General features: G+C 61.0%; 26 protein-coding genes. 10 read left to right on the plus strand and 16 right to left on the minus strand.

Features of this window, described 5'->3' with window-relative positions; all coding sequences use genetic code 11:
• Nucleotides 1-54 precede the first annotated feature (54 nt).
• The 10 genes from GSF67_RS11125 to GSF67_RS11170 all read left to right on the plus strand — a co-directional run bounded on the left by GSF67_RS11125 (nucleotide 55) and on the right by GSF67_RS11170 (nucleotide 13176).
• Nucleotides 55-1302: a Zn-dependent hydrolase gene (locus GSF67_RS11125; RefSeq protein ID WP_006315025.1), complete on the plus strand. Its 1248-nt coding sequence runs from the start codon at nucleotides 55-57 to the stop codon at nucleotides 1300-1302.
• Nucleotides 1299-2756, plus strand: a complete 1458-nt coding sequence (gene hydA, locus GSF67_RS11130; RefSeq protein ID WP_006315024.1) for a dihydropyrimidinase — start codon at nucleotides 1299-1301, stop codon at nucleotides 2754-2756. Before GSF67_RS11125 ends, hydA begins: the two co-directional genes overlap by 4 nt.
• A complete protein-coding gene (locus tag GSF67_RS11135) occupies nucleotides 2753-3196 on the plus strand; it encodes an NUDIX domain-containing protein (protein WP_035216206.1) in 444 nt (147 codons plus the stop codon). The genes hydA and GSF67_RS11135 overlap by 4 nt, the downstream gene beginning before the upstream one ends.
• Nucleotides 3193-3987, plus strand: a complete 795-nt coding sequence (locus GSF67_RS11140) for an ABC transporter ATP-binding protein (RefSeq protein WP_006315022.1) — start codon at nucleotides 3193-3195, stop codon at nucleotides 3985-3987. The genes GSF67_RS11135 and GSF67_RS11140 overlap by 4 nt, the downstream gene beginning before the upstream one ends.
• Nucleotides 3988-4236: 249 nt before the next feature.
• Nucleotides 4237-5112, plus strand: coding sequence for an ABC transporter permease (locus GSF67_RS11145; protein ID WP_006315021.1), 876 nt, complete (start codon nucleotides 4237-4239; stop codon nucleotides 5110-5112).
• Entirely contained in the window at nucleotides 5109-5981 is an 873-nt protein-coding gene (locus tag GSF67_RS11150; protein ID WP_006315020.1) for an ABC transporter permease, read from the plus strand. Before GSF67_RS11145 ends, GSF67_RS11150 begins: the two co-directional genes overlap by 4 nt.
• A gap of 21 nt (nucleotides 5982-6002) precedes the next feature.
• Entirely contained in the window at nucleotides 6003-6995 is a 993-nt protein-coding gene (locus tag GSF67_RS11155; protein WP_006315019.1) for an ABC transporter substrate-binding protein, read from the plus strand.
• Nucleotides 6996-7598: 603 nt separating this feature from the next.
• Nucleotides 7599-8792: an efflux RND transporter periplasmic adaptor subunit gene (locus GSF67_RS11160; protein ID WP_006315018.1), complete on the plus strand. Its 1194-nt coding sequence runs from the start codon at nucleotides 7599-7601 to the stop codon at nucleotides 8790-8792.
• A 13-nt stretch (nucleotides 8793-8805) separates the two neighbouring features.
• Nucleotides 8806-12126 carry an efflux RND transporter permease subunit gene (locus GSF67_RS11165; protein ID WP_006315017.1) on the plus strand — a complete coding sequence of 1107 codons (3321 nt, stop codon included), beginning with the start codon at nucleotides 8806-8808 and terminating at the stop codon, nucleotides 12124-12126.
• Nucleotides 12127-12486: 360 nt separating this feature from the next.
• Complete coding sequence (locus GSF67_RS11170) at nucleotides 12487-13176, plus strand: Crp/Fnr family transcriptional regulator (RefSeq protein ID WP_006315015.1); 690 nt, start codon at nucleotides 12487-12489, stop codon at nucleotides 13174-13176.
• 71 nt (nucleotides 13177-13247) lie between these two features.
• Here GSF67_RS11170 and GSF67_RS11175 read toward each other — a convergent pair whose 3' ends face one another.
• The 16 genes from GSF67_RS11175 to urtE all read right to left on the minus strand — a co-directional run bounded on the left by GSF67_RS11175 (nucleotide 13248) and on the right by urtE (nucleotide 24915).
• Nucleotides 13248-14072, minus strand: a complete 825-nt coding sequence (locus tag GSF67_RS11175; protein WP_006315014.1) for an MBL fold metallo-hydrolase — start codon at nucleotides 14070-14072, stop codon at nucleotides 13248-13250.
• 3 nt (nucleotides 14073-14075) lie between these two features.
• The gene (ureG, locus tag GSF67_RS11180) at nucleotides 14076-14687 is read right to left on the minus strand and encodes an urease accessory protein UreG (RefSeq protein ID WP_006315013.1); all 612 of its coding nucleotides are present in this window, start codon (nucleotides 14685-14687) and stop codon (nucleotides 14076-14078) included.
• 254 nt (nucleotides 14688-14941) lie between these two features.
• Complete coding sequence (locus GSF67_RS11185; protein ID WP_006315012.1) at nucleotides 14942-15613, minus strand: urease accessory protein UreF; 672 nt, start codon at nucleotides 15611-15613, stop codon at nucleotides 14942-14944.
• A gap of 3 nt (nucleotides 15614-15616) precedes the next feature.
• Entirely contained in the window at nucleotides 15617-16108 is a 492-nt protein-coding gene (gene ureE / locus GSF67_RS11190) for an urease accessory protein UreE (protein WP_035216201.1), read from the minus strand.
• A 317-nt stretch (nucleotides 16109-16425) separates the two neighbouring features.
• Entirely contained in the window at nucleotides 16426-16962 is a 537-nt protein-coding gene (locus GSF67_RS11195) for a peroxiredoxin (RefSeq protein WP_006315010.1), read from the minus strand.
• A 155-nt stretch (nucleotides 16963-17117) separates the two neighbouring features.
• Nucleotides 17118-17783 (minus strand): TIGR02117 family protein, encoded by a 666-nt coding sequence (locus GSF67_RS11200; protein WP_035216199.1) that lies wholly within the window; start codon nucleotides 17781-17783, stop codon nucleotides 17118-17120.
• An 11-nt stretch (nucleotides 17784-17794) separates the two neighbouring features.
• Complete coding sequence (ureC, locus tag GSF67_RS11205; protein WP_006315008.1) at nucleotides 17795-19504, minus strand: urease subunit alpha; 1710 nt, start codon at nucleotides 19502-19504, stop codon at nucleotides 17795-17797.
• Between the two features lie 4 nt (nucleotides 19505-19508).
• Complete coding sequence (locus GSF67_RS11210; RefSeq protein ID WP_006315007.1) at nucleotides 19509-20153, minus strand: hypothetical protein; 645 nt, start codon at nucleotides 20151-20153, stop codon at nucleotides 19509-19511.
• A gap of 5 nt (nucleotides 20154-20158) precedes the next feature.
• A complete protein-coding gene (locus GSF67_RS11215) occupies nucleotides 20159-20578 on the minus strand; it encodes a lysozyme inhibitor LprI family protein (RefSeq protein ID WP_006315006.1) in 420 nt (139 codons plus the stop codon).
• A 9-nt stretch (nucleotides 20579-20587) separates the two neighbouring features.
• Nucleotides 20588-20944: a GFA family protein gene (locus tag GSF67_RS11220; protein WP_010972298.1), complete on the minus strand. Its 357-nt coding sequence runs from the start codon at nucleotides 20942-20944 to the stop codon at nucleotides 20588-20590.
• A gap of 1 nt (nucleotide 20945) precedes the next feature.
• The gene (locus tag GSF67_RS11225) at nucleotides 20946-21251 is read right to left on the minus strand and encodes an urease subunit beta (protein ID WP_006315004.1); all 306 of its coding nucleotides are present in this window, start codon (nucleotides 21249-21251) and stop codon (nucleotides 20946-20948) included.
• A gap of 22 nt (nucleotides 21252-21273) precedes the next feature.
• On the minus strand, nucleotides 21274-21531 hold the full coding sequence (locus GSF67_RS11230; RefSeq protein WP_006315003.1) for a DUF1272 domain-containing protein: 258 nt from the start codon (nucleotides 21529-21531) through the stop codon (nucleotides 21274-21276).
• A 10-nt stretch (nucleotides 21532-21541) separates the two neighbouring features.
• Nucleotides 21542-21844: an urease subunit gamma gene (locus GSF67_RS11235; protein WP_006315002.1), complete on the minus strand. Its 303-nt coding sequence runs from the start codon at nucleotides 21842-21844 to the stop codon at nucleotides 21542-21544.
• A 106-nt stretch (nucleotides 21845-21950) separates the two neighbouring features.
• On the minus strand, nucleotides 21951-22784 hold the full coding sequence (locus GSF67_RS11240) for an urease accessory protein UreD (RefSeq protein ID WP_176072035.1): 834 nt from the start codon (nucleotides 22782-22784) through the stop codon (nucleotides 21951-21953).
• Complete coding sequence (locus GSF67_RS11245) at nucleotides 22709-23965, minus strand: PHB depolymerase family esterase (RefSeq protein ID WP_006314999.1); 1257 nt, start codon at nucleotides 23963-23965, stop codon at nucleotides 22709-22711. The genes GSF67_RS11240 and GSF67_RS11245 overlap by 76 nt, the downstream gene beginning before the upstream one ends.
• Before the next feature lie 254 nt (nucleotides 23966-24219).
• On the minus strand, nucleotides 24220-24915 hold the full coding sequence (urtE, locus tag GSF67_RS11250; protein WP_006314998.1) for an urea ABC transporter ATP-binding subunit UrtE: 696 nt from the start codon (nucleotides 24913-24915) through the stop codon (nucleotides 24220-24222).
• Nucleotides 24916-25096 lie beyond the last annotated feature (181 nt).

The raw sequence follows: 25096 nt of genomic DNA on the forward strand, positions 1-25096 counted from the left end.
GGAACGGCACAAGCTTTGCTTCGATAAAAACAAAACTGGTGAGGACGACATTTCATGGCGGCGGGTAAAAACTTGACGGTCAATGGCGACCGTCTGTGGGACAGTCTGATGGACATGGCGAAAATCGGCCCCGGCATAGCCGGCGGCAATAATCGCCGCACGCTGACGGATGAAGATGCGGAAGGCCGCAGCCTGTTCAAGAGCTGGTGCGAAGCGGCCGGCCTGACGATGGGCGTCGACCGCATGGGCACGATGTTCGCCACCCGCCCCGGCGAGGACCCGGACGCGCTGCCGGTCTATATCGGCAGCCATCTCGACACCCAGCCGACCGGCGGCAAGTTCGATGGCGTGCTTGGTGTGCTGGCTGGACTGGAAGTCGTCCGCAGCCTGAACGATCTCAACATAAAGACGAAACACCCGATCACCATCACCAACTGGTCCAATGAGGAAGGCGCGCGCTTTGCCCCGGCCATGCTGGCCTCCGGCGTCTTCGCCGGCATTCACGATCTCGATTACGCCTATAGCCGCACCGATACCGACGGCAAGACCTATGGCGAGGAACTGAAGCGAATTGGCTGGCTGGGCGAAGAAGAGGTGGGCGCCCGCAGGATGCACGCCTATTTCGAATATCATATCGAGCAGGGGCCGATCCTCGAGGCAGAAGGCAAGCAGATCGGCGTCGTTACCCATGGTCAGGGCTTGTGGTGGCTGGAAGTGACGCTAACCGGCAAGGAAGCCCATACCGGCTCGACGCCGATGGCCATGCGCGTCAATGCCGGCCTCGCCGCCGCCCGCATTCTTGAAAAGGTGCAGGAAGTGGCGATGGCCCACCAGCCGGGCGCTGTGGCCGGCGTCGGCCAGATGATCTTCACGCCCAATTCCCGCAATGTGCTGCCCGGCAAGGTGGTTTTCACCATCGACCTCAGAACCCCTTCGCAGGCGAAACTCGACAACATGCGCGCCATCTTCGAACGCGAGGTGCCTGTTATCGCTGAAGAACTCGGCGTCGGCTGCTCGATCGAAGCCATCGGCCATTTCGATCCCGTCACCTTCGATCCGGTGCTGGTCGGGCGCGTTCGCTCTGCCGCCGAAAGACTGGGTTACAGCCACATGGACATCATCTCCGGCGCCGGCCACGATGCCTGCTGGACGGCAAGGGTCGCTCCGTCGACCATGATCTTCTGCCCATGCGTGGACGGGCTATCCCACAACGAGGCGGAAGAGATTTCGCCGGAATGGGCAAAAGCTGGCTGCGACGTGCTGCTGCATGCGGTGCTGGAGACTGCGGAGATCGTGCAATGACCGCCACCATCATCAAAAACGGCACCATCGTCACCGCCGACCTCACCTACAAGGCCGATGTGAAGATTGAGGGCGGTACGATCACCGAGATCGGCCCTGATCTGACCGGCGGCACGATCCTCGATGCCACGGGATGTTACGTCATGCCCGGTGGCATCGATCCGCATGTGCATCTGGAAATGCCCTTCATGGGCACCTACTCCGCAGATGATTTCGAGAGCGGCACGCGCGCCGCCCTTGCCGGCGGCACGACCATGGTGGTGGATTTTTGCCTGCCCGATCCCGGCCAGTCGCTTCTCGATGCCCTGCAGAGATGGGACAACAAGGCGACGCGCGCCAATTGCGATTATTCCTTCCACATGGCCGTTACCTGGTGGGGCGAGCAGGTCTTTAACGAGATGAAGACGGTGGTTCAGGAAAAAGGCATCAACTCGTTCAAGCACTTCATGGCCTACAAGGGCGCGCTGATGGTGAATGACGACGAGATGTTCGCCTCCTTCTCACGTTGCGCGGAACTGGGCGCCATTCCCTTCGTGCATGCGGAAAACGGCGATATCGTCGCGCAGATGCAGGAAAAGCTGATGGCCGAGGGCAATGTCGGGCCGGAAGCGCATGCCTATTCCCGACCGCCCTCCGTGGAGGGCGAGGCCACCAACCGCGCCATCATCATCGCCGATATGGCCGGTGCCCCGCTTTATGTCGTCCACACATCCTGCGAGCAGGCGCATGAAGCCATCCGCCGCGCCCGCCAGAATGGCATGCGGGTCTATGGCGAACCGCTGATCCAGCACCTGATCCTCGATGAAAGCGAATATGCCAATCCCGACTGGGATCATGCCGCGCGCCGGGTCATGTCGCCACCCTTCCGCAACCGGCAACACCAAGACAGTCTCTGGGCGGGTCTCGCCTCCGGCTCGCTGCAATGTGTGGCGACCGACCATTGCGCCTTTACCACCGAGCAGAAACGCTTCGGCCTTGGTGATTTCCGCAAGATTCCCAACGGCACCGGCGGGCTGGAAGATCGCATGCCGCTGCTCTGGACCCATGGCGTGGCGACCGGCCGGCTAACGAGGAATGAATTTGTCGCCGTCACCTCCACCAATATTGCGAAGATCCTCAACATCTATCCGAGAAAGGGCGCGATCCTCGTCGGCAGCGATGCCGATATCGTCGTCTGGGACCCGGCGCTGGAAAAGACCATCAGCGCCGCAAGCCAGCAATCGGCCATCGATTACAACGTGTTCGAAGGGCAGAAGGTGAAGGGCCTGCCTCGCTACACCCTGTCGCGCGGCCTCGTCAGTGTCGAGGAAGGCACCATCGAAACACAGGAAGGCCATGGCCAATTCGTGGCCCGCGATCCCTATCCCGCCGTCAGCCGGGCGCTTTCCACCTGGAAGGAACTCGTTTCGCCGCGCAAGGTGGAACGCACAGGCATTCCGGCATCGGGCGTGTGACCATGAGCAGCGAGCCGAAACGCGAAATCCTCATCGCCGCCGCCATTCTCCTCAACGAACGACGGCAGATGCTTGTGGTGCGCAAGCGCGGCGCCACGCAGTTCATGCAGCCGGGTGGCAAGATCGATCCGGGCGAAACGCCGGAGCAGGCGCTGCACCGCGAACTGGCCGAGGAAATCGGCCTGACGCTGCCGAAAAATGCCGTTCGTTATGAGGGCATCTTTCGCGAGGAAGCCGCCAATGAGCCCGGCGCCGATGTCGTCGCCCATGCCTTCAGCGCCAGACTTCATGCCGAGGTCGTGCCGCAGGCGGAAATCGAGGAAGTGCGCTGGCTCGACCTCGACCACCACCCCGGCGTGATGATTGCCAGACTGACGGAAACCCAGATGCTGCCGCTGGCGCGCGCGGCACTTACGGAAAGCGACAATCAGCCAAGATGAACCAGGCCTCCCCCTATTCCGTCGTTTCCGCCAGAAAACTGGGCCTCACCTTCGAAACGGGGGATGGCCCGGTCCACGCCTTGTCTAATGTCGATCTGGACGTGAAAAAGGGCGATTTCGTCTCCTTCATCGGTCCTTCCGGCTGCGGCAAGACCACCTTCCTGCGGGTCATAGCCGATCTTGAAAAACACACGTCAGGCGAAATCACCGTCAACGGCACGACGCCGGAAAACGCCCGCAAGGACCGGTCCTACGGTTATGTCTTTCAGGCCGCCGCACTTTACCCGTGGCGCAGTATCGAAAAGAATATCGCCCTGCCGCTTGAAATCATGGGTTACAGCAGAGCCGAACAGCGCGAGCGCATCGACCGCACGATGGATCTCGTCAACCTCAACGGTTTCGGCAAGAAATATCCCTGGCAGCTTTCCGGCGGCATGCAGCAGCGCGCCTCCATCGCCCGCGCGCTCGCCTTCGATGCCGACCTGCTGTTGATGGACGAGCCCTTCGGGGCGCTGGACGAGATTGTCCGCGATCATCTGAACGAGCAGCTGCTGAAACTCTGGGATACGACCGGCAAGACCATCTGTTTCGTCACTCATTCCATTCCCGAAGCGGTCTATCTCTCGACCAGGATCGTCGTCATGTCGCCGCGGCCTGGACGAGTGACCGATGTGATCGAATCCACCCTGCCGCGGGAAAGGCCACTGGAAATCCGGGAGACGCCGGAGTTTCTGGCGATTGCGCACCGCGTGCGCGAAGGGTTGAAGGCGGGGCATGGCTATGAGGGGTGAGGTTGGAACCGAAGCCGTTGCGGCAGGCATTACCCCCCTCAGCCCTGCCGGGCATCTCCCCCTCAAGGGGGGAGATCGGCAAGCGGCGCTACCACCGCTTCATTCGCAAACAATGAGAGGGGCAAAACGGGACGGCATATCGATCTCCCCCCTTGAGGGGGAGATGTCCGGCAGGACAGAGGGGGGTAAACGGCACCCCCGGAGTGAGCGTAAACCCCACCCACAGAGCAAGTGTCGGAGCGAAACACCATGACCCTCCTCCGCCACCGCATCCTCCCCATCCTCACCGTCCTCCTCGCCATTCTCATCCTCTGGCACCTCGCCGTCATCTATCTCAACATGCCCTTCGCCCGCGACCAGGCCACCCGCGCCGGCCAAACGCCGAGCTTCTTCGAACTCCTGCCGCAGACCTTCGCGCAGGAGCGCCCGGTCCTCCCCGCCCCACATCAGATCGTTGCGGAACTGTGGGACACCACTGTCAACAAGGCCATCACCTCCAAGCGCAGCCTGATCTATCACGCCGGCATCACGCTTTCGGCCACCCTGCTCGGTTTCGCCATCGGCGCCGTTCTCGGCATCCTGCTTGCCGTCGCCATCATCCACAACCGCGCCATGGATCGCTCCGTCATGCCGTGGATCATCGCCAGCCAGACGATCCCCATTCTCGCCATCGCGCCGATGATCATCGTCGTTTTGAACTCCATCGGCATTTCCGGGCTGCTGCCGAAAGCGCTGATCTCCACCTATCTCTCCTTCTTCCCCATCGTCGTCGGCATGGTGAAGGGCCTCAGAAGCCCCGAAACCCTCCAGCTCGATCTGATGCACACCTATAATGCCTCATCGGCGCAGATCTTCTGGAAGCTGCGCTGGCCCTCCGCCCTGCCTTATCTTTTCACCTCGCTGAAGATCGCCATTGCCATCGCGCTGGTCGGCGCCATAGTCGGTGAATTGCCGACAGGGGCCGTCGCGGGTCTTGGCGCACGGCTGCTCTCCGGCTCCTATTACGGCCAGACGGTGCAGATATGGGCGGCCCTATTCATGGCCGCCGGTGTTGCGGCGCTGCTGGTGTCGATCATCGGCATTGCCCACGCCGCCGTCCTCAAGAGAATGGGAGCACGGCCATGACGAACCCCTCCTGGTTTATCGGCGCGATCCTGTTCTGGCTTGCCGCCTGGACCTTCAACGAATGGCTGGTGCGGCGCAATTTCACCTCTTCCTCGGCACAGCGCATCGGCCGCATCGCCGTGCCCCTTCTCTTCGGCCTTGCCCTTCTGGCTCTCTGGGAAGGCATCGTGCGTGGTTTTTCCGTTCCGCCCATCCTGCTGCCGGCCCCCAGCGCCATCCTCGCCCGTCTAGTCGGCTCGCTGCCGATCCTCTGGGCGGATTTCCGCCAGACTTTCCTCAAATCGGTGCTGACGGGCTATGTGCTCGGCTGCGGCCTCGGTTTCCTCGTCGCCATCCTCATCGACCGTTCGCCCTTCCTCCAGCGCGGACTTCTGCCCATCGGCAATTTCGTCTCCGCCCTTCCGGTGGTCGGCATCGCGCCGATCATGGTCATGTGGTTCGGTTTCGACTGGCAATCGAAAGTCGCTGTCGTCGTCATCATGACGTTTTTCCCGATGCTGGTGAACACGGTGCAGGGGCTTGCCGCTTCCAGCCACATGGAGCGCGACCTGATGCGCACCTATGCCGCCGGCTGGGGGCAGACATTGCTGAAACTGCGCCTGCCCGCCGCTTGGCCCTTCATCTTCAACGCGCTGAAGATCAATTCCACGCTCGCCTTGATCGGCGCCATCGTCGCGGAATTCTTCGGCACGCCCATCGTCGGCATGGGCTTCCGCATCTCGGCGGAAATGGGCCGCAGCAATGTCGATATGGTCTGGGCCGAGATCGCCGTGGCGGCGCTTGCAGGTTCGGGCTTTTACGGTCTGGTGGCGCTCGCAGAGCGTGCCGTCACCTTCTGGCATCCGTCCGTCCGTGGGGGACGAACGTAAATAACGAAAAAGGGAACAGCGATGAAAATGAAACTTGCATCCATGCTTCTTGCCGGCGCGTCAGTCCTGACCGCATTCGGGGCTCAAGCCGCCGACAAGATCACCCTGCAGCTGAAATGGGTGACCCAGGCGCAGTTCGCCGGTTATTATGTCGCCAAGGACAAGGGCTTTTATGAAGCCGAAGGCCTTGATGTCGATATCAAGCCCGGCGGCCCGGATATTGCCCCCGCACAGGTTCTGGCCGGCGGTGGCGCGGATGTGATCGTCGACTGGATGCCGTCTGCCCTTGCGACGCGCGAAAAGGGCGTGCCGCTCGTCAACATCGCCCAGCCGTTCAAATCGTCAGGTATGATGCTGACCTGCCTCAAGGAAACCGGCATCACCAAGCCGGAAGATTTCAAGGGCAAGACACTCGGCGTCTGGTTCTTCGGCAATGAATATCCGTTCCTGTCGTGGATGGCGCACCTGAAAATCCCGACCACCGGCGGCGCGGATGGCGTTACCGTTCTGAAACAGGGCTTCAACGTCGATCCGCTGTTGCAGAAACAGGCCGCCTGCATTTCCACCATGACCTATAATGAATATTGGCAGGTCATCGATGCCGGCATCAAGCCGGAAGAACTCGTTACCTTCAAATATGAGGCCGAAGGCGTGGCGACGCTGGAAGACGGGCTCTATGTTCTGGAAGACAAGCTCAAGGACGCCAAATTTAGGGAAGACATGGTCAAATTCGTCCGCGCTTCCATGAAGGGCTGGAAGTGGGCCGAAGAACACCCTGACGATGCCGCCGGTATCGTTCTCGAAAACGACGCCTCCGGCGCCCAGACCGAAAAGCACCAGAAGCGCATGATGGGCGAAGTCGCCAAGCTCACCGCCGGCTCGAAGGGCGCACTCGACAAGGCCGATTACGAGCGTACGGTAAAAACCCTGCTCGGCGGCGGCTCCGATCCTGTGATCACCAAGGAGCCGGCAGGCGCCTATACGACCGAAATCACTGACGCGGCGCTGAAGTAGGCGAAGTGACGTCCGAATAATGGAGCGCGCGGGAGGTCCGCGCGTTCTGGTTTATGACTCGCATGAAGAGTGCCAATTCTCCCGACGTCATCCTCGGGCCTGTCCCAAGGATCTAACCACGTCAACAAAATCACAACGTTGCAGATCCTCGGGACAAGCCCGAGGATGACGTCGGCGAGGTTGGCTCAACTCGATTTCCCATCTGACGACGCTCTTCTTTTGGGGCTTTGCCAGAATACGCCACTTGTGCAAACTGCGCCGATAGTGCGAAGGCATCAGCACGTCGCCTATTTCATTGGTAACCCATCTGACGAATTGCAACATCTGCGGCTATACAAAAATGTATATCAAGCATAGCGGCTATGCGGATTGATTTGTACGACAACAACAATTACAGTCCCGCCCACAAGACTGCCAGATTTGATCTTGTAAAAAAAGCACAAGGCAAAGGTGCTTGAGATTCGCGTTGAGGGGCGTTTGAATCGGGAGGATCGAAAAGGAAGTATTGTGATCCCTTGTTTCACATTCGCCATCGCATGACCTTTTGAGACACGGCCCCGAGCCTGCAGGACATGTGAGCGGATATTGCGCGAGCCAAGACACATGCAGCATAAAGTCACGTTTAACCGCTTTGTTTTCTTTCTTCTTTCCGCAGCGGCGCTCCCCTTGTCCGCAGCCGCCGAGGGAGAGGCGCAGGCACCGGTCAAACAGCAGAACCTGCCTTCCATCATCGTTGCGCATGCCGCAAAACGCGATCTCGTCGACCGCGTCATCGCGACGGGCACCATCCGTCCGGTTGATGAAATCTATGTCCAGCCGCTGGTCGACGGCCTGTCGATCGATACGCTGAACGTCGATATCGGTGACAGGGTCGAAGCAAATGCGATCCTTGCCGTCCTCTCCTCGGACAGTCTGATCCTTCAGAAAAGCCAGCTTGAGGCCAACAAGGCCAAGGCGCAGGCGGCCGTCGCGCAGGCCAAGGCACAGGTCCTGGAAGCGGAGGCGAGCGCCAATGACGCGAACCGCCAGCGCGACCGCGCCGCAAAGCTCGGCCAGAGCGGCTCCGGCTCCGTCTCGCAGGTAGAACAGACCCAGGCGCAGGCCGAAGTGGCCGCCGCCAAACTCAACGCCGCCCGCCAGGCCGTTTCCGCCGGCGAAGCCGACATCAAGGTGGTTGATGCGCAGATTGCCGATATCGATCTGAAGCTGACGCGCACGGGCGTGAAAACCCCGGTTGCCGGCATCGTTTCAGCCAAGAATGCGAAGGTCGGCGCGATTGCCAGCGGTGCCGGCAATCCGCTTTTCACCGTCATCAAGGATGGCGCGATCGAACTCGTCGCCGATCTGTCCGAGACCGATATCCAGAAGGTGAAGATCGGCCAGAAAGCCTATTTGACGGTTGCAGGCGGAGCTGAGAAAATAGAGGGCAAGGTGCGCCTCGTCTCGCCCACCGTCGATCCGACGACGCGCCTCGGTTCCGTGCATGTGGTGCTGCCCGAAAACAGCCCGGCGCGCTCCGGCATGTATGCCAGCGCGGCGATCATCGTCGAAGAGACGAATGCGCTCGCTTTGCCGCTTTCGGCCGTCACCTCCGGGCGTGAAGGCTCGACCACCCGCAAGGTGGAAGGCGACGTCGTCAAGCAGGTGAAGATCGAGACCGGCATAGAAGACAGTGGTTTCATCGAGATTGTCAGCGGTCTTGCCGCTGGAGACAAGGTTGTCGAGAAGGCTGGAGCATTCGTGCGTGATGGTGACCGGATAAACCCGGTGGAAGCCCAGACGGCTGCGTCCAACTGACTGAGGGAATGAAATGAACTTTTCCGCATGGTCAATCCGTAACCCGATTGCGCCGCTGCTCGGCTTCGCGCTTTTGATGATCCTCGGTATGCAGGCGTTCAATACCCTGCCGATCACCCGTTTTCCAAACATCGACGTTCCCGTCGTTGCCGTCACCGTGACCCAGAGCGGCGCTTCGCCGTCCGAACTGGAAATGCAGGTGACGAAGGAGATCGAGGATGCCGTCGCCGCCATCAGCGGCGTCGATGAAATCCAGTCCACCGTGGTCGATGGCCAATCGACGACGACAGTCGTCTTCCGCATTGAAAAGCCGACGGAAGAGGCGGTTCAGGACACCAAGGACGCCATCGACAAGATCCGCAGCGATCTGCCCGCCGATATCGAAGTGCCCGTCGTCAGCAAGATCGACGTCGAGGGACAGGCGATCCAGACCTTTGCCGTCTCCTCGCCGAACATGACGCTGGAAGAACTGTCCTGGTTCGTGGATGACACGATCAAGCGTTCGCTGCAGGGCCAGTCCGGCATCGGCAAGGTCGACCGTTACGGTGGCGCCGACCGCGAAGTGCGCGTGTCGCTCAGCCCCGAAAAGCTCGACGCCTATGGCATCACCGCCACCGAGGTGAACAGCCAACTGCGCGGCACCAACGTCGATCTCGGTTCCGGCCGTGGCCAGGTGGGCGGCAACGAACAGACGATCCGCACGCTCGGCGACACACGCGATGTGAGCCAGCTTGCCAACACCACGATTGCGCTTTCCAACGGCCGTTTCGTCAAGCTTTCCGAGCTCGGCACGGTCACCGACACCTATCAGGAACAGAAGTCCTTCTCGCGTTTCAACGGCAACCCCGCCGTCACCTTCGCGGTCTTCCGCTCCAAGGGCGCGAGCGAGGTCTCGGTCGCCGAAACCGTGGCGGCAAGCCTGGATCAGGTGCGCAAAAACAACCCTGATGTCTCGATTCAGATGGTCGACGACGCCGTCTATTTCACCTATGGCAACTACAAGGCAGCGCTCGATACGCTGATCGAAGGCGCGATCCTCGCCGTCATCGTGGTCCTGCTCTTCCTCCGCAACTGGCGCGCAACCCTGATTGCCGCCGTGGCGCTGCCGCTCTCCGCGATCCCGACTTTCTGGATCATGGATATCATGGGCTTCTCGCTCAACCTCGTCAGCTTCCTCGCGCTCACGCTCGCCACGGGTATTCTCGTGGATGACGCCATCGTGGAAATCGAGAACATTGCCCGCCACATCAAGATGGGCAAGACGCCCTATCGCGCGGCACTGGAAGCGGCCGACGAAATCGGCCTCGCTGTCATCGCCACCAGCTTCACCATCATCGCGGTCTTCGTGCCCGTCTCGTTCATGCCCGGCATTCCCGGACAATACTTCATCCAGTTCGGCCTCACCGTCGCCTTCTCGGTGTTCTTCTCGCTCGCCGTCGCCCGTCTCATCACGCCGTTGATGGCGGCCTATCTGATGCGCGCCGAAGATGCGATGGACGACCACCACGACAATGACGGCCGGTTGATGAAGGCCTATACGCGCATGGTCAGCGCCACCACCCGCAAATGGTGGGCGCGGTATCTAACGCTGGTCGGCGCGATTGCCTTCCTCGTCGCCTCCGTCATGCTTCTGGCCCAGGTGCCCGGCAGCTTCCTGCCGCCGGATGACGCCTCTCGCGTCACGCTGTCGGTGGAACTGCCGCCCAATGCGACGCTTGACGAAACAGACCGGACGACGACGCAGATCTATCATGCCCTGCGTGACATCAACGGCGTGGAAAGCGTCTTCATCCTCGGCGGTGCCTCGCCCAAGGGTGACCTGGAGCTGCGCCGCGCTACCGTCAACGTTCTCCTCCAGCATATCGACCATTCACTGCTCAAGCTGGTGGTCAATAAGGGTCTCGGCTCTATTCCGCTCATCGGCCAGTATCTGCCGAAGGTGGAGGAAAAGGGCCGCACGCGTCCGCAATGGGATGTGGAGCGGGATATATTCGCGCAGGTGCGCGGCATCCCCGATGTGCGCATCATCAAGCTGAACGACCGCGCGGAACGCGAGCTCTCCTTCAACTTCCTCTCGAAGAACGAGAAGGACCTGAGCGACGCCGTCGGCATTCTCGAAAGCCGCCTGCGCGCCTCGCCCATCCTTGCCAATGTCAGCTCGGAAGGTGCTCTGCCCCGTCCCGAACTACAGATCCGCCCGCGCAAGGATGAAATCGCCCGCCTCGGCATCACGCCGCAGCAGATTTCGCAAACCGTGCGTGTCGCCACCATCGGCGATATTGACGCGCAGCTGACGAAAATCTCGCTGGACGACCGGCAGATCCCGATCCGCGTGCAGGCATCGCTCGATACCCGCCGCGATCTCGCCACCATCCGCGCGCTGAAGATCAAGACCGCCTCGGGGTCGCTGGTGCCGCTCTACAGCGTTGCCGACATCGACTATTCCGAAGGTCCAAGCTCGATCAAGCGCAACGACCGCAACCGCGTCGTCTCCATCGGCTCTGACGTGCCTTTCGGCACGGCGCTCGATACCTCGACGGCCGAGTTCAAGCGCATCGTGGCAGAGACCAAGCTTCCGGCAAGCGTCCGCCTTGCCGAAAGCGGTGACGCCAAGGTGCAGGGCGAAATGCAGCAGGGCTTCGTCAACGCCATGCTGCTTGGCCTGATGCTGGTGCTGGTGGTGCTCATCCTGCTGTTCAAGGATGTCATCCAGCCCTTCACCATCCTGTTCTCGCTGCCGCTTGCGATCGGTGGCGTGGCAGTCGCGCTCATCATCACGCAGAACGCGCTGTCCATGCCCGTCCTCATCGGCATTCTGATGCTGATGGGCATCGTGACGAAAAACGCCATTCTGCTGGTGGACTTCGCCATCGAAATGCGCCGTCACGGCATGGAACGGGTGCATGCCATGGTGGAGGCAGGCCGCAAGCGCGCCCGCCCGATCATCATGACCTCCATCGCCATGTCGGCAGGCATGCTGCCCTCGGCGCTCGGCGTCGGCGAAGGCGGCTCGTTCCGTGCACCGATGGCGATTGCTGTCATCGGCGGCATCATCGTCTCGACGGTGCTTTCCCTTATCGTGGTGCCGGCCTTCTTCCTGATCATGGACGACGTGTCACGCCTGCTCGCCCACCTCTTCGGCCGCTTCGTTGGCAAGAAGGAAGTGGAGGAGGAGGCCCTCTCCAACGAGAAACTCTCGGAGATCGCCCACGAAAACAGCCTGGCGCTCTCCTCGCTGGAGGCGCGGGTGGCCAGCATGGAAAAGGGCACCGGCGACAAAGCCAGCGACAAGGGCAGCAATATATTGCGGCTGCCACCACTTGCTGCGGAGTGAAAGTTGCAAATATGAAGATTGAAACGCCGGGCCTCGTGCCCGGCGTTTTTATTTTGACTTGCTTATGGCGCACCGGCGGGGAGAAGAACCATGCCGCCCTCGCGCGCTCCACATCCCCCCTCGCGCTCCGGAGCATGCACGGTCTCGCCACCCTCGCTCGCACCCCCAACATAACGACCGCAATCCTGTTTGATCGAAATCAATTCGCTTTTCAGGTGAACTGCTAGTCTCCCTCGCATCGGGAATTGCCGGTCGAGGAAAAATGCGATGAGTTCTTTGCAGATAGGCGTGAGGGAGAAGGAACTTCCCCGGTTTCGTATCGCTTCGGACAGCCCGGCAAAAGGTTTGAGCGGGAGCCGAATGGACGTGAACAAGACCGTGAAGCTGAGCAACAGGGACAGGAACATTCTGCTGCGTGCACCCCTGATCGGGGTTGCCGACGACGCGGCCGCGCTGAAGATGATGGAGGCTGCGACCATCACTAATGTCAACGCCCGCCACGTCCTCTTCAAGGAAGGCGAAACGGCGCAGCATTTTTATTGCGTGCTATCGGGTTATATCAGGCTTTATCGGCTGGACCGGCACGGGCGTGAGGCGGATGTGCGCGTCAGCGGCCCGGGCGACACCTTCAACGAATGCCTGATCTTCGGTAGCGATACCTATCGTTACAGCGCGCAGGCGGCTGAAAGCTGCACAGTGGCGCGTTTCGAGCTGGCAAGAATCCGAACCCTGATCGATCAGGAGCCGGCAATCGCCAAGGCCGTCATGCGCTGCCTTTCCAACAGCCTGCTGGCGACCATGGACTGCATCGCCAACGACCGGCTGCAGACGGCACCGCAACGCGTCGCCCATTACCTCATCAACCAGGGCCCGCGCGATGCGACATCCTTTTCGCTGCGGCTGCCCTTCCAGAAGAGCCTGCTTGCCGGCAAGCTCGGCCTTGCCCCGGAAGCCCTGTCGCGCGCCTTCTCGGCACTGAAGAAGTCAGGCGTCACGGTGCGCGGCCGCATCGTGCAGGTTAATGACGTCGCGGCATTAAAGCAGATCTGAAAACACCGGGAGAGGATGAAGGGCGGTATGCCAACCGGCATGCCGCCCTTCTGCATGACTGAAAACGGAAATCAGCCCGGCTGCGGCACGAAGCGGAAGCTGTCTCCCCGCCGTTCGATGTGGAAAAAACCACCGAGATGACCGCCGGAAACCAGCCAGCCATGATCGGCGGCTTCAGCCAGCGCCGCAAGACGGGTGGCATAGGCAAGCTCGGAATCGATATCGTAAACGAAAGCGATTTCAGGATCGGCCGCCTGCAATTTACTGACATGCAGCACATCACCCCACAATAACAGCCGCGCATCGCCACTGCCGATGAGATAACCCACATGTCCGGGCGTATGACCGGGCATGGCGATCGCCTCGATATCCTCGGCAACCGTTCCCGTGGGGATCGGCCGCAACGTGGCGCCGCAGATATCGAGCAGCCGCGCGGCAAGATCGAAACCACCCTGCCGGGCCGGCGGCAATGTCTTGCGGGCATCGGCATTGGTGAAGAAGGCAAGATCGGCCTCGGGCACCCATATCTCCGCATTGGGAAAATAGGGCCGGTCGCCATCGATGAGGCCCAGCGCGTGGTCACCGTGAATATGGGTGAGGATGACACGGCTGACATCATCAGGCTGAATTCCGGCGGCCATCATCGCCGCGCGGGCATGGCCATAGGCAGCGCCCCAGGCCGTGCCGCAACCGGCATCGATCAGCCACACACCATCGGGCCCCGACAGCGCAAAACAATTGACATCCACATCCACCGTCTCGCCCTCGAGCCCGGCAACAACCACAGCCAGCGCCACCGCGCCCTGCCGGTGGATGAGATGACCGACAGGTGCCTTGTAGACACCATCAACGAACCGGGACACGGCATAGGGGCCAAAACGCAGCGCTGCATTCATGGCTCAGAGACCACCCTGCTCTTTCAGGAAACCGACGATACGATCGACGCCATCGCCCCGTTTCATATCGGTAAAAACGAACGGCATGGCGTTGCGCATCCGCGTCGCATCGCTGTCCATCACGGTCAGATCGGCACCGACATAAGGCGCGAGATCCTTCTTGTTGATGACCAGCAGGTCGGAGCGGGTGATGCCCGGCCCGCCCTTGCGCGGAATTTCCTCGCCCTGGCAGACGGAGATCACATAGATTGTGATATCGGCAAGATCAGGCGAAAAGGTCGCGGCAAGATTATCGCCGCCTGATTCGATGAAGACCACGTCGAGATCGGGAAACCGCGCATTAAGCCCGGCAATCGCCTGCAGATTGATCGTCGCATCCTCGCGGATGGCGGTATGCGGGCAACCGCCTGTCTCCACACCGACGATACGCTCGGATGGCAACGCCTGCATGCGCACCAACGCCTCGGCATCTTCCTTGGTATAGATATCATTGGTGACGACGGCGACGGAATAATCGCCACTCATTGCCTTGCAGAGCTTTTCCGTCAACGCCGTCTTGCCGGAACCTACGGGCCCGCCAATGCCGACACGCAACGGACCATTACCCGATTTCATCACTCTGTTCCCTTCACTATGCTTTGGTATCTTTTACCGTAAAGCCTTGGACCGACGCTTCAAGAGCAAGCAAGAACCATGCCGCAAGTTTCTTCTCCCCGCCGGCGAGAAGGTGGCCCGAAGGGTCGGATGAGGGGGCAAGCTCTCTTGATATCTCTACCCTCGCCTCCTCATCCCACTGCCGCGGACTTCTCCCCGGCGGGGAGAAGAAACGCGTGGCACCCGCTCGCTCCATCGATTGTAATGCTGCCTCCTCAGGAGCGGAAAAGCCGCGTGCCCTGGGTTTCATGACGCATCGCCGCCGTATCGGCGATAACGGTGGCGCTGCCGAGATCATCGAGTGTTGATAACGCCGCCCGCGCCGCAATCTCCGCGATCACCGCCTCGCTTGCGGCGAGAATGGCGACGCCATCCTTTTGCCCGGCGACGCCAAGACGGATGCCGGCCGAAACGATCTGCGAAACACCGGCATGCAGAAAGGCGGCAAGCGTCTCGCGCAATGGCACTCCATGTCCGGCCGCCACAGCGCCTATGGCGACGGGATACGGAGCCTCCTTCGGCAATAGCTCCAGAACTGCATGCGGCCATGCGCCGGCAGCGGCAATGAAGGCATCACCGAGAAGCACGGTCTCACGATAACGTTCCGCCGAACCGGCCAGCGCGCGGCCGAGATTGGCCGTTTCGCTGAGCGCCGTGGTATCCTGCGAGCTTCGCCAGGCATGCGCCAGAAACACCGCATCATTCCACAGGCTGCCATGGCGCAGCAGCGTTTCCACCCAGCCACCCAAGCCGGCGGCATCGCGCACGCGCGTGTCCTCAACCGCCTTTTCCAGGCCGCCGGAATAGGAAAAACCGCCAACCGGAAAGGCCGGCGACAGCCAGGCCATCAGCCGCAGCAGCGCGGCAACGCCGCTTTCCGCGCTCACGCCTCAGCCGTGGTCATGATGGTGGTGGCCATGCCCGTGATCATGGCCATGGGAATGGCCGCCATGGGCGTGATAGGCGCCGCGTGCCGGCTGGAAAGGTTCTTCCACATCCCGCACGGTGGCGCCGAGACCTTCCAGCATGGCGCGAATGACATGGTCGCGCAGGATGAGAATACGCTCCTCCTCGATCTGTGCCGAAAGATGCCGGTTGCCCAGATGCCAGGCAAGCTCGATCAGGTGAAGCCGATCCTTGGCTCTGATTTCAAACAGCTTTTCATCCGCCGCGCGGACCTCGATCAGATCGCCGTTCTCCACCACCAGCAGATCGCCATGGGCAAACAGGACGGCTTCCTTCAGGTCCAGCATCACCATCTCGTCGTTCTGCAAATGCAGCAGCTTACGGCGCAGATGCCGCTGGTCATGTGCCAGCGTGACATAACCGGAGGGTTCATCGCCGGGGGTTCCGGCGGGGTGATAGGAGGTGACGCGCAGCATGGGATGATCCGTTTCAGAAACAGTCTTGGGAAGACGATTTTTGACGGATAGGCGGAGGGATTTCAAGGCGGATGCGCATTCTCGCTGCATATAAAAATCCGGCAGAGTACCGGAAAGGATGCGTATTATTAGGGACGCTCCCTCCAACGCGACGTCATCCTCGGGCTTGTCCCGAGGAACCAACCACCTATCGTAAAATCAACCCGTTGCAGATGCTCGGGACAGGCCCGAGCATGACGGAGGAGAGGTTTTCGGCCTCAGCGGCCAGAGGTGACCCGGCATTGCTGCCGGGCTTTCACCAGAAACGAAAACCGAGATCAGGCCGCAGCGCGGCTTTTCAGGCTTTCCAGAATGTTCTGCGGCGAAGAAACGCCATAAGGGTCGGATTCGCAATTGTCGGAATAACCTTCTTCCTCGAACCACTGCTCCACCAGACCGTCATTGATGACGGCGGCGTAACGCCAGGAGCGCATGCCGAAACCGAGATTGTCCTTGGCGACCAGCATGCCCATCTTGCGGGTGAACTCGCCCGAACCATCAGGAATGACCTTGACGTTTTCGAGGTTCTGACCTTTTGCCCAGGCATTCATCACGAAGGCGTCGTTGACCGACAGGCAATAGATTTCATCGACGCCGAGCGCGCGGAATTCGGGCGCCAGCTTTTCGAAGTCTGGCAGCTGGTAGGTCGAGCAGGTCGGGGTGAACGCGCCGGGCAGCGAAAACAGCACGACCTTTTTGCCCTTGAAATAGTCGTCGGAGGTCATGTCCTGCCAACGGAAGGGGTTCGGGCCGCCAACGGCCTCGTCACGAACGCGCGTGCGGAAAGTTACGGCGGGCACTTTTTTGCCGAGCATGTCTTGTCTCCTGTTCTGGCATTTTACGCGGCTCGCTTGGGATCGATCCGCGCGGAATTCTTTTATCGTTTCCATAGCGCAAGATGCATTGCAGTGCAGCATAAAAAAAGGATTTCAGCCGCCAAATACGCGAAATGGCCGCACGGAATTGGGGATCAATTGTGCAGGTCTACCGACCAGCGCAACAGCGGTGGCAAGGGTGTCCACCAGCCCGTTCGGATACCAGCCTGCCGCAACATGGCAGCTGACCAGGTGTTGCAGCCGGCCAGCGCATTGAACCAGCCATTCGCCTCGAAAAACGCATCGGTCAGACCGTAGGCGACACCGGGAACCAGCTGAACCCTGCCGTCCTGCCTGACAAAACTTGCACTGATGCCCGCGATAAGGCGCTGATACCCCGCTTCGGAAATGCGAAGGCGCTTTACCCCAGCCAGATCGGCGGGAAAATCCCCGGTCACATCCACATGCATGACGGAACTGTCGAGCGTGAACGAGCGCAATACCGGCATCGGTTTCAGATCGGCCCAGGTGGGCGTCTGGATGTAAAACGACCGGCCGCCCCAGCCGAACACCAGAGTGGCAGCCGCCGGATGATTGACCGCAATGCCGCCCTCCTGCAATTCGGCAAAGACCCGCCGCAGATCGTCATCGACAGGCAGGGCGATGTCCGTATGGATCGGGTTCGACAACAGCAGGATTTCGCGCTCCTTCGCGTCATTTGCCTCATCGGCGAAAAAAGGGCGCGGCACCACGGTGCCGAGCACGAGAAGGAGGACCACCAGCAGCAAGCCGCCGCCGATCCATCTGAGGACAGTTCTCAACGCGACGTCCGTTAAAACAGGAAATAACGCTGCGCCATTGGCAGCACGGTGGCCGGTTCACAGGTCAGCAACTCGCCATCCGCCCGCACCTCATAGGTCTCGGGATCGACCTCGATATGCGGGGTGAGCGAATTGTGGATCATCGACGCCTTGGAAATGCCGCCACGCACATTCTTCACCGCCAGCAGCTTCTTGGCAACGCCGAGGCGCTGGGCAAGGCCACCATCCAGCGACGCCTGCGACACGAAAGTGACCGAGGAATTGGTGCGCAGCTTGCCATAGGCGGCAAACATCGGCCGATAATGCATCGGCTGCGGTGTGGGAATGGAGGCATTCGGATCGCCCATCGGGGCTGCCGCAATCGAACCGCCAAGCAGTACCATTTCCGGCTTCACGCCGAAAAAGGCCGGGTTCCACAAGACAAGATCGGCGCGCTTGCCGACTTCGACGGAGCCGATCTCATGGCTGACACCCTGGGCAATGGCCGGGTTGATGGTATATTTGGCGATGTAACGGCGCACCCGGAAATTGTCGTTTTCGCCCGTCTCCTCCTTCAGACGGCCGCGCTGGCGCTTCATCTTGTCGGCGGTCTGCCAGGTGCGGATCGCCACTTCGCCCACGCGGCCCATGGCCTGGCTGTCCGACGAGATGATCGAAAACGCGCCGATATCGTGGAGAATATCCTCCGCCGCAATGGTTTCCTTGCGGATGCGGCTTTCGGCAAAGGCAATATCCTCAGGAATGGACGGCGACAGGTGATGACACACCATCAGCATGTCCAGATGTTCGGCAAGTGTATTGACGGTATAGGGCCGCGTCGGGTTGGTGGAGGACGGAATGACGTTCGGGTTGCCGCAGACCTTGATGATATCAGGCGCGTGCCCGCCACCCGCACCTTCGGTGTGGAAGGCATGGATGGTGCGGCCCCGGATGGCGGCGACGGTGTCTTCGACGAAACCGCTTTCATTCAGCGTGTCGGTGTGGATCATCACCTGCACATCATATTCGTCGGCCACCGTCAGGCAATTGTCGATGGCGGCGGGTGTCGTGCCCCAGTCCTCATGCAGCTTCAGCGAGGAAGCGCCGGCAAGGATCATTTCTTCCAGCGGTGCCGGCAGCGAGGCATTGCCTTTACCCGCGAGTGCGAGGTTCATCGGGAAAGCGTCGAAGCTTTCGATCATGCGCTCGATGTGCCACGCGCCGGTGCAGGTGGTGGCAAGCGTGCCGTGCGCGGGGCCGGAACCGCCGCCCAGCATGCAGGTCACACCGCTCATCAGCGCTTCCTCGATCTGCTGCGGGCAGATGTAATGGATATGCGCATCCATGCCGCCGGCGGTTAGTATCTTGCCTTCACCGGCAATTGCCTCCGTCGAGGGGCCGACGATGATCGTCACACCCGGCTGCGTATCCGGGTTGCCAGCCTTGCCGATGGCGTGGATGCGGCCGTTCTTCAGGCCCACATCCGCCTTGTAGATGCCGCTGTGGTCGACGATGACGGCATTGGTGATGACGGTATCGACAGCCCCTTCGGCCCGCGTTGCCTGGCTCTGGCCCATGCCGTCGCGAATGACCTTGCCGCCGCCGAATTTCACTTCCTCGCCATAGGTCGTGTGGTCCTTCTCGATCTCGATGAAGAGTTCGGTATCGGCAAGCCGCACCTTGTCGCCAACGGTCGGGCCGAACATGCCGGCATAAGCGGCGCGGGAAATCTTGTAAGGCATGGGTTCAGGCTCCTTGGGACGCGGAGAAAATCGATGTGGGAGAAATTCGTGCCAGCCGGCCCTCGTTTGAGAGGGTATCGACCAGTTGTTGTTCGGCAGCAAAGGGATGGCCGCTCCAGCCCTGGTGGCTGAAACCGGCAATCGCCACCTCATCACCATCACCGCTCACACTCTCGAGAACATGGGCAATGGCAACAAGGCCGGTGCTGGGGCAGACATAGGGCGCTGGCGCATGAGCCGCGAGCGCCTTATCAAGGCGCTCATGCACGTCGCGTGGAATGACGATATGGCTTTTGCTGGTTTCTGCGGCGATTGCCGCAAAACCGGCGGTATAATCGACGCAGAAATCGGTTAGCTCCGGCCAGCGCGCGCGGATGCCCGGCTCCATTTCTGAAAACTTGGCGGGATCGCGCACCGACCATAGGGCGGAGGCCTGCCGCACACCGTCGCTTTCGCGCCAGTCACGGCCTTGCGTCATCTCGTGGCCCGGCCGCCCGGTATTGCAGACGGCCACCACATCCGTGCGCCTGCCACCGGCACCCAGCGACCGGCAATCATTGAAACGGATGACGATGTCGGAAAGATCGATGAAACCAGCCACACCCGGCGGCAGTTCCCCGTTTCCAACAATCATGATCCGCCGCCCCATGCCGTTCAGAAACCTTCCGAGAGCTGGCGCAATTCGTCGGCGCGCTTGCTGCTCATATCGGCGAGGCAGGAGGCGATCAGCATCGGCTCCATCGTGCCGCCACGCGCCTGAAAACCGGCGAGAGCGCAATTGGCGTCACGAAAAGTCACCCATGCGCGCTGGGCCGTCACCAGCGCATCGGTCGCACCCTTGCTGCTTGCATCGGCCGTCTTGTCGCGCTCGGCAAGCTGCTTGCGAAGCTTCTGATACGCGGCGTCTAGCGCCTTGTCGGCCTTTTCATGGTCCTTGCCGGCGCAGATGGTCATATCCGCCTGCGTCTGCGGCGCCTTGCAATCGGGCGCGTCGTCGGCAAACGCCGGGCCTGCCGCGCCGGCTGTCAGAAACAGCAGCGCCGCGGCCGCCAAGCGGAAGTTTTTCGGGTTCATCGCCATCTCTCAGGCCGCCGCGCCATCGAAAGCCTGCGATTTCAGCGCCCGCGGATCGACACCATCAAGACAATTGGCATTGACCGCCACCATCGGCGTGCCGTCAGGCCCATCGGCATAAGCAAAGCTTTCAATGCCGCAGGTGGAGCAGAAAAAATGATGGATCTTGTGCTTGTTGAAGAGATATTCGCTCAGCTTGTCCTCGCCGGAAAGCAGGGTGAATTTCTCCCGCGGCGCAAAGGCGAGCGTGGAGCCAAGACGCTTGCAGCGCGAACAATTGCAGATGACGGTATGATCGAGATCGGCATCGACCTCGAAGCTGACGCTGCCGCACTGGCAGCTTCCATGATAATGCGCCGTCGCCATTTCATAACCTCCCCATGACCTGTTGACGAAACCCATAAACCTCGCGCTTGCCGGATAGCGGCACCAGCGTCACTTCCCGCTTCTGGCCGGGCTCGAAACGCACCGCCGTGCCGGCGGGAATATCGAGACGCATGCCGCGCACCTTGTCACGATCGAAGAGGAGACCGGCATTGGTCTCGAAGAAATGATAGTGGCTGCCCACCTGCACCGGCCGGTCGCCCGAATTGGCCACCTCGATCGTCACCGTCGGCTGGCCGGCATTAAGTTCGATGGTGCCTTCTGCGGCAATGATTTCGCCTGGTTTCATGGGGCTCCCCTTAATTTCTGTCTCAGGCGGCAGTCGCGGCTGCGCAGCCTTCGGCCTTCAGGACGCGCCGTGTCGACGCTGGGTTGTTAACGAGTTTTGCCGCCGGACGGACCGGCCTGCGGACCAGTTCGCCGCCGCAATTCGGGCAGGCACCGTGAAGCACGTCGCTCGCACAATCGGCGCAAAAGGTGCATTCGAACGAGCAGATCATCGCATCCCGGCTATCGGGCGCAAGATCGCGGTCGCAGCATTCGCAATTGGGCCGAAGCTCCAGCGCCATATCGTCCCCCTCAGCGGATCGGTTCGTGAACGGTCACCAGCTTGGTGCCATCAGGGAAGGTCGCTTCCACCTGCACATCATGGATCATTTCGGCAATGCCTTCCATCACCTGATCGCGTGAAATCACATGCGCACCGGCCTCCATCAGGTCGGCAACGGCGCGACCGTCCCGGGCGCCCTCGACGACGAAATCGCTAATCAGCGCAATCGCTTCGGGATAGTTGAGCTTCACGCCGCGCTCCAGTCGGCGGCGCGCCACCATGGCGGCCATGGAAATCAGCAGCTTGTCTTTTTCTCTTGGGCTAAGATTCATCGTCGTCCCGCAGCTTGGCATCTGCTCCGCAAAGCAGGTTTGCGGGAGATCAGATCCGACATTTGACAGACCCCGAAGGACGCCGGTTGCCGACGATCCGAAGGGTTTACAGATTCCAGACTTTCGGCACTGGCGCGCCGTTTCGCAAGAGCGAAATGATCGGAAAAAGCAATTTTCTCAGCGAGAAACCGTCCGCCGCGGACACACGCACGACAAGCTTGCCCTGCCATTCGCTGGCCCCGCCGCTTTCACCGGCAATAGCCCGGATTTTAGGCAGAAGCGCCTCGGAGAGAGGCCCGATGTAAAGCAGCGTGGCAAAGGCGACCTGCCCGGCCAGAACCGCCGGTTTCGCGGTCAACTCCGCCACCTCGCCCTCAAGCAGCAATTCTTCCGCATGCACCAGCCTGCCCCCGTGGCGAATGCGCCAGCGGTCACGGAAAAGCCCGTGTGTCATCGCCTCACCCATGGCCTTTCGGCCAAGCAGCACGGCTTCGACAGCGATGAATTCGGAGGATTGGTCGAGATCGGCTTCCAGCCGGCGGGTGAGCGATGCCCGATCGAAGAGGATGGTTTCCTGCGGCAACCAGTGCAGTTTCGCGCCCGGCCCGGCGGAAATGCGGGCGGTGACCGTGGCTGTGCCTGATGATGCCTTGTAGACCTTTTCGCAGGCCTGCGTGGTCACGACAAGCGAGGTGCCGGCACCGGCGACCGCATGCCATTCGATCTCGTCTCCGCCGGTGAGCCCGCCGGAGGAATTGATGAGAATGGCCTCGGCTTCGTTCGAAAACGTGTCCGGCAGGCGGATTTTGGCACAGCCTTCCTGGAACAACTCGTCCAGCCGGCTGCGCCCTTCAACCGCCTTGGTTACAATGCGTCCTCTGCCACGGGCGCGCTGCTGCGGGACAGGTTGTTGAGCGTCTTCACAACCGGAAGCGCCGATGGCTTGCTGTTCTGACTGCACGCGGTCTCCGAAGCGCTTGCGGAAGCGGAATTGGCCTTGGTGCCGCAATCCTTCTTGACGACGGCGTCCACCACCATCTGTCCTTCCGTGTTGCGGAAGAAATCCCACATTCTTTCGGCCGCATCAACTGTGCGCGTCACTTCGCCTGTGGGCGTCTTGCGCTCCACGGCAGGTTCAGCCTTCGGCGTCTGCTCGCCGCCCGGCTTGCGGGTGACGACGGCGCTCGCGGCCAGCACTTCCGCCTTCATGGTGGCGCGCGGCCAGGCATGGTCCCAGTTCTCGATGACATAGGACTGAATACGCGCGCCAGCCTTACAGACGTCATAGGAATTAACGGTAAAACTCTCACCCGGCTTGGTTTTTGCGCCGCCCTTGCAGCCGTCCATCTCAGCCCAACGCTTCAGCGCCGTTTCGCCGCTATATTGCCAATAGGACTTGCCGCCGCCCTGATAGGGATTGGCGGGGTCCTTCAACCCGGCAAAGGCGATGATCGACATTGGCCGCGCCGGCTGGCAGCTTGCCGCATCGGGGCCCCACTTGCCTTCGGTCTCCAGCGGATAACCGGCGCGGAGCGAAGCGACGAAACCGGCAGCGTTAAAATCCGCGTTGCCGCTGCAGATGAATTGCGACAGCATGCGCCCGCCGCCGGAATAACCGGAACCGTAAAAGCGCTCCTCATCCACGCAGAACTTGCCCTTCACCATGGTGATGGCATCGCGGATGAAGCCGACTTCATCCAGCCCGCCCGGACGTTTGGTGACACCGGGAACGTTCCAGGCATGGGTGCCGGGCAATTCGCCATTGAGGCTACCGGCCAGCGCCACGACCATCAGGCCGTCGCGCTCGGCAAGCTTGTCCCAGCCGCTGCGGTTCAGCTGCCCATGCGGGTTGCTGTTGGAGCCATGGAAATCAAAGACGACCGGCAGCGGCTTTTTTCCATCATAGGCCGATGGAACAAAATAGACGCCGTCGCGTTTCTCACCGTTGGAGAGAATGGAAAAATCATGCCGGCCCGGCTCCATGCCAGGTCCGGGAAGCTGGCCGCAAGTCGATGCCGACGCTGCGACGCCGGCGCTCGCGCACATCGCAAGGCCGAGAACCAGGGTGCGGGCGGAGCGGAACAGCCGGGCAGCCCGGCCAGTTGCAAAGTCTTGATGCATTGACACGCCTTTATTGGCACTATGTCTCCGACGATACGTCGGAGGTGCATGGAATGTAAGGGATCAACTGTCGCGGCGTGCGAATAGACTTTTCCTGTGTCTCGCATGCAGCATATGCGCTGCCAATATCACAGGCTTTTATTCAACGAAATGCTAAAATTGCGCATAAAAGCCATGCAGAGGCGCATAGGCTTTCAAAATATTAATCGGCCGTTTGCACGCCGTGATCGGCGCGCAGCGCTTTTACTCTCCGATTATACTGTCAGATGACGCCGCGCTTCGGGCGTATCCAGCGTCTCGGCGAGCCCTTCATGCACGATCTCACCGCGGTCCATGATGTAGACATAGTCGGCAAGCTCACGGCAGAAATCCAGATATTGTTCGACCAGCAGGATCGCCATGCCGGTGGAATCGCGCAGATATTTGATCGCCCGGCCGATATCCTTGATGATCGACGGCTGGATGCCCTCGGTCGGCTCATCGAGAACGAGGATTTTCGGCCGCGTCACCAGCGCCCGGCCGATGGCGAGTTGCTGCTGCTGTCCCCCGGACAAATCGCCACCGCGCCTGCCCAGCATCGATTGCAGCACCGGAAACAGGCTGAAAATATCGTCGGGAATGAAACGCTCCTTGCGCGGCAGCGGCGCATAACCGCTTTCAAGGTTCTCCTGAACGCTAAGCAGCGGAAAGATTTCACGGCCCTGCGGCACATAGCCGACACCGCGCTTGGCCCGGTGATAGGGCGCCAGCCCGTCAAGCGGCGCACCATCAAAGCTGATCGAGCCGGCACTGGTGGGCTGCTGACCCGTGACGGCGCGCAATAGCGAGCTTTTGCCCACGCCATTGCGGCCGAGGACGCAGGTGATCTTGCCCATCTCCGCTTTCAGCGACACGCCGCGCAGGGCTTGCGCCGCGCCGTAGTGAAGGTTGATGTTTTCGACGTTCAGCATGGTGTTACTCCATTGATGCTTCGGTGGGGGGCGTTACCCCCCTCTGCCCTGCCGGGCATCTCCCCCTCAAGGAGGGAGATCAGATGCCGCACCCGCTCGCTTATTGGGCAGGGTGTTAGCGACTTGCCGATCTCCCCCCTTGAGGGGGAGATGCCCGGCAGGGCAGAGGGGGTAAAACCGC

Source organism: Agrobacterium sp. CGMCC 11546 (assembly GCF_013365515.1).
GTDB lineage: Bacteria > Pseudomonadota > Alphaproteobacteria > Rhizobiales > Rhizobiaceae > Agrobacterium > Agrobacterium fabrum.

Bases quoted from the DNA above. Each gene is read 5' to 3' on its own strand.
- GSF67_RS11170 (WP_006315015.1), top strand. From the start codon at position 12,487: ATGGACGTGAACAAGACCGTGAAGCTGAGCAACAGGGACAGGAACATT.
- ureE (WP_035216201.1), bottom strand. From the start codon at position 16,108: ATGCTGCGCGTCACCTCCTATCACCCCGCCGGAACCCCCGGCGATGAA.
- GSF67_RS11215 (WP_006315006.1), bottom strand. From the start codon at position 20,578: ATGAACCCGAAAAACTTCCGCTTGGCGGCCGCGGCGCTGCTGTTTCTG.
- GSF67_RS11245 (WP_006314999.1), bottom strand. From the start codon at position 23,965: ATGCATCAAGACTTTGCAACTGGCCGGGCTGCCCGGCTGTTCCGCTCC.
- GSF67_RS11125 (WP_006315025.1), top strand. From the start codon at position 55: ATGGCGGCGGGTAAAAACTTGACGGTCAATGGCGACCGTCTGTGGGAC.
- GSF67_RS11165 (WP_006315017.1), top strand. From the start codon at position 8,806: ATGAACTTTTCCGCATGGTCAATCCGTAACCCGATTGCGCCGCTGCTC.
- GSF67_RS11195 (WP_006315010.1), bottom strand. From the start codon at position 16,962: ATGCTCGGCAAAAAAGTGCCCGCCGTAACTTTCCGCACGCGCGTTCGT.
- GSF67_RS11140 (WP_006315022.1), top strand. From the start codon at position 3,193: ATGAACCAGGCCTCCCCCTATTCCGTCGTTTCCGCCAGAAAACTGGGC.
- GSF67_RS11175 (WP_006315014.1), bottom strand. From the start codon at position 14,072: ATGAATGCAGCGCTGCGTTTTGGCCCCTATGCCGTGTCCCGGTTCGTT.
- GSF67_RS11235 (WP_006315002.1), bottom strand. From the start codon at position 21,844: ATGAATCTTAGCCCAAGAGAAAAAGACAAGCTGCTGATTTCCATGGCC.
- GSF67_RS11220 (WP_010972298.1), bottom strand. From the start codon at position 20,944: ATGGCGACGGCGCATTATCATGGAAGCTGCCAGTGCGGCAGCGTCAGC.
- ureC (WP_006315008.1), bottom strand. From the start codon at position 19,504: ATGCCTTACAAGATTTCCCGCGCCGCTTATGCCGGCATGTTCGGCCCG.
- GSF67_RS11230 (WP_006315003.1), bottom strand. From the start codon at position 21,531: ATGGCGCTGGAGCTTCGGCCCAATTGCGAATGCTGCGACCGCGATCTT.
- ureG (WP_006315013.1), bottom strand. From the start codon at position 14,687: ATGAAATCGGGTAATGGTCCGTTGCGTGTCGGCATTGGCGGGCCCGTA.
- GSF67_RS11160 (WP_006315018.1), top strand. From the start codon at position 7,599: ATGCAGCATAAAGTCACGTTTAACCGCTTTGTTTTCTTTCTTCTTTCC.
- hydA (WP_006315024.1), top strand. From the start codon at position 1,299: ATGACCGCCACCATCATCAAAAACGGCACCATCGTCACCGCCGACCTC.
- GSF67_RS11225 (WP_006315004.1), bottom strand. From the start codon at position 21,251: ATGAAACCAGGCGAAATCATTGCCGCAGAAGGCACCATCGAACTTAAT.
- GSF67_RS11155 (WP_006315019.1), top strand. From the start codon at position 6,003: ATGAAAATGAAACTTGCATCCATGCTTCTTGCCGGCGCGTCAGTCCTG.
- GSF67_RS11150 (WP_006315020.1), top strand. From the start codon at position 5,109: ATGACGAACCCCTCCTGGTTTATCGGCGCGATCCTGTTCTGGCTTGCC.
- GSF67_RS11145 (WP_006315021.1), top strand. From the start codon at position 4,237: ATGACCCTCCTCCGCCACCGCATCCTCCCCATCCTCACCGTCCTCCTC.
- urtE (WP_006314998.1), bottom strand. From the start codon at position 24,915: ATGCTGAACGTCGAAAACATCAACCTTCACTACGGCGCGGCGCAAGCC.
- GSF67_RS11210 (WP_006315007.1), bottom strand. From the start codon at position 20,153: ATGGGGCGGCGGATCATGATTGTTGGAAACGGGGAACTGCCGCCGGGT.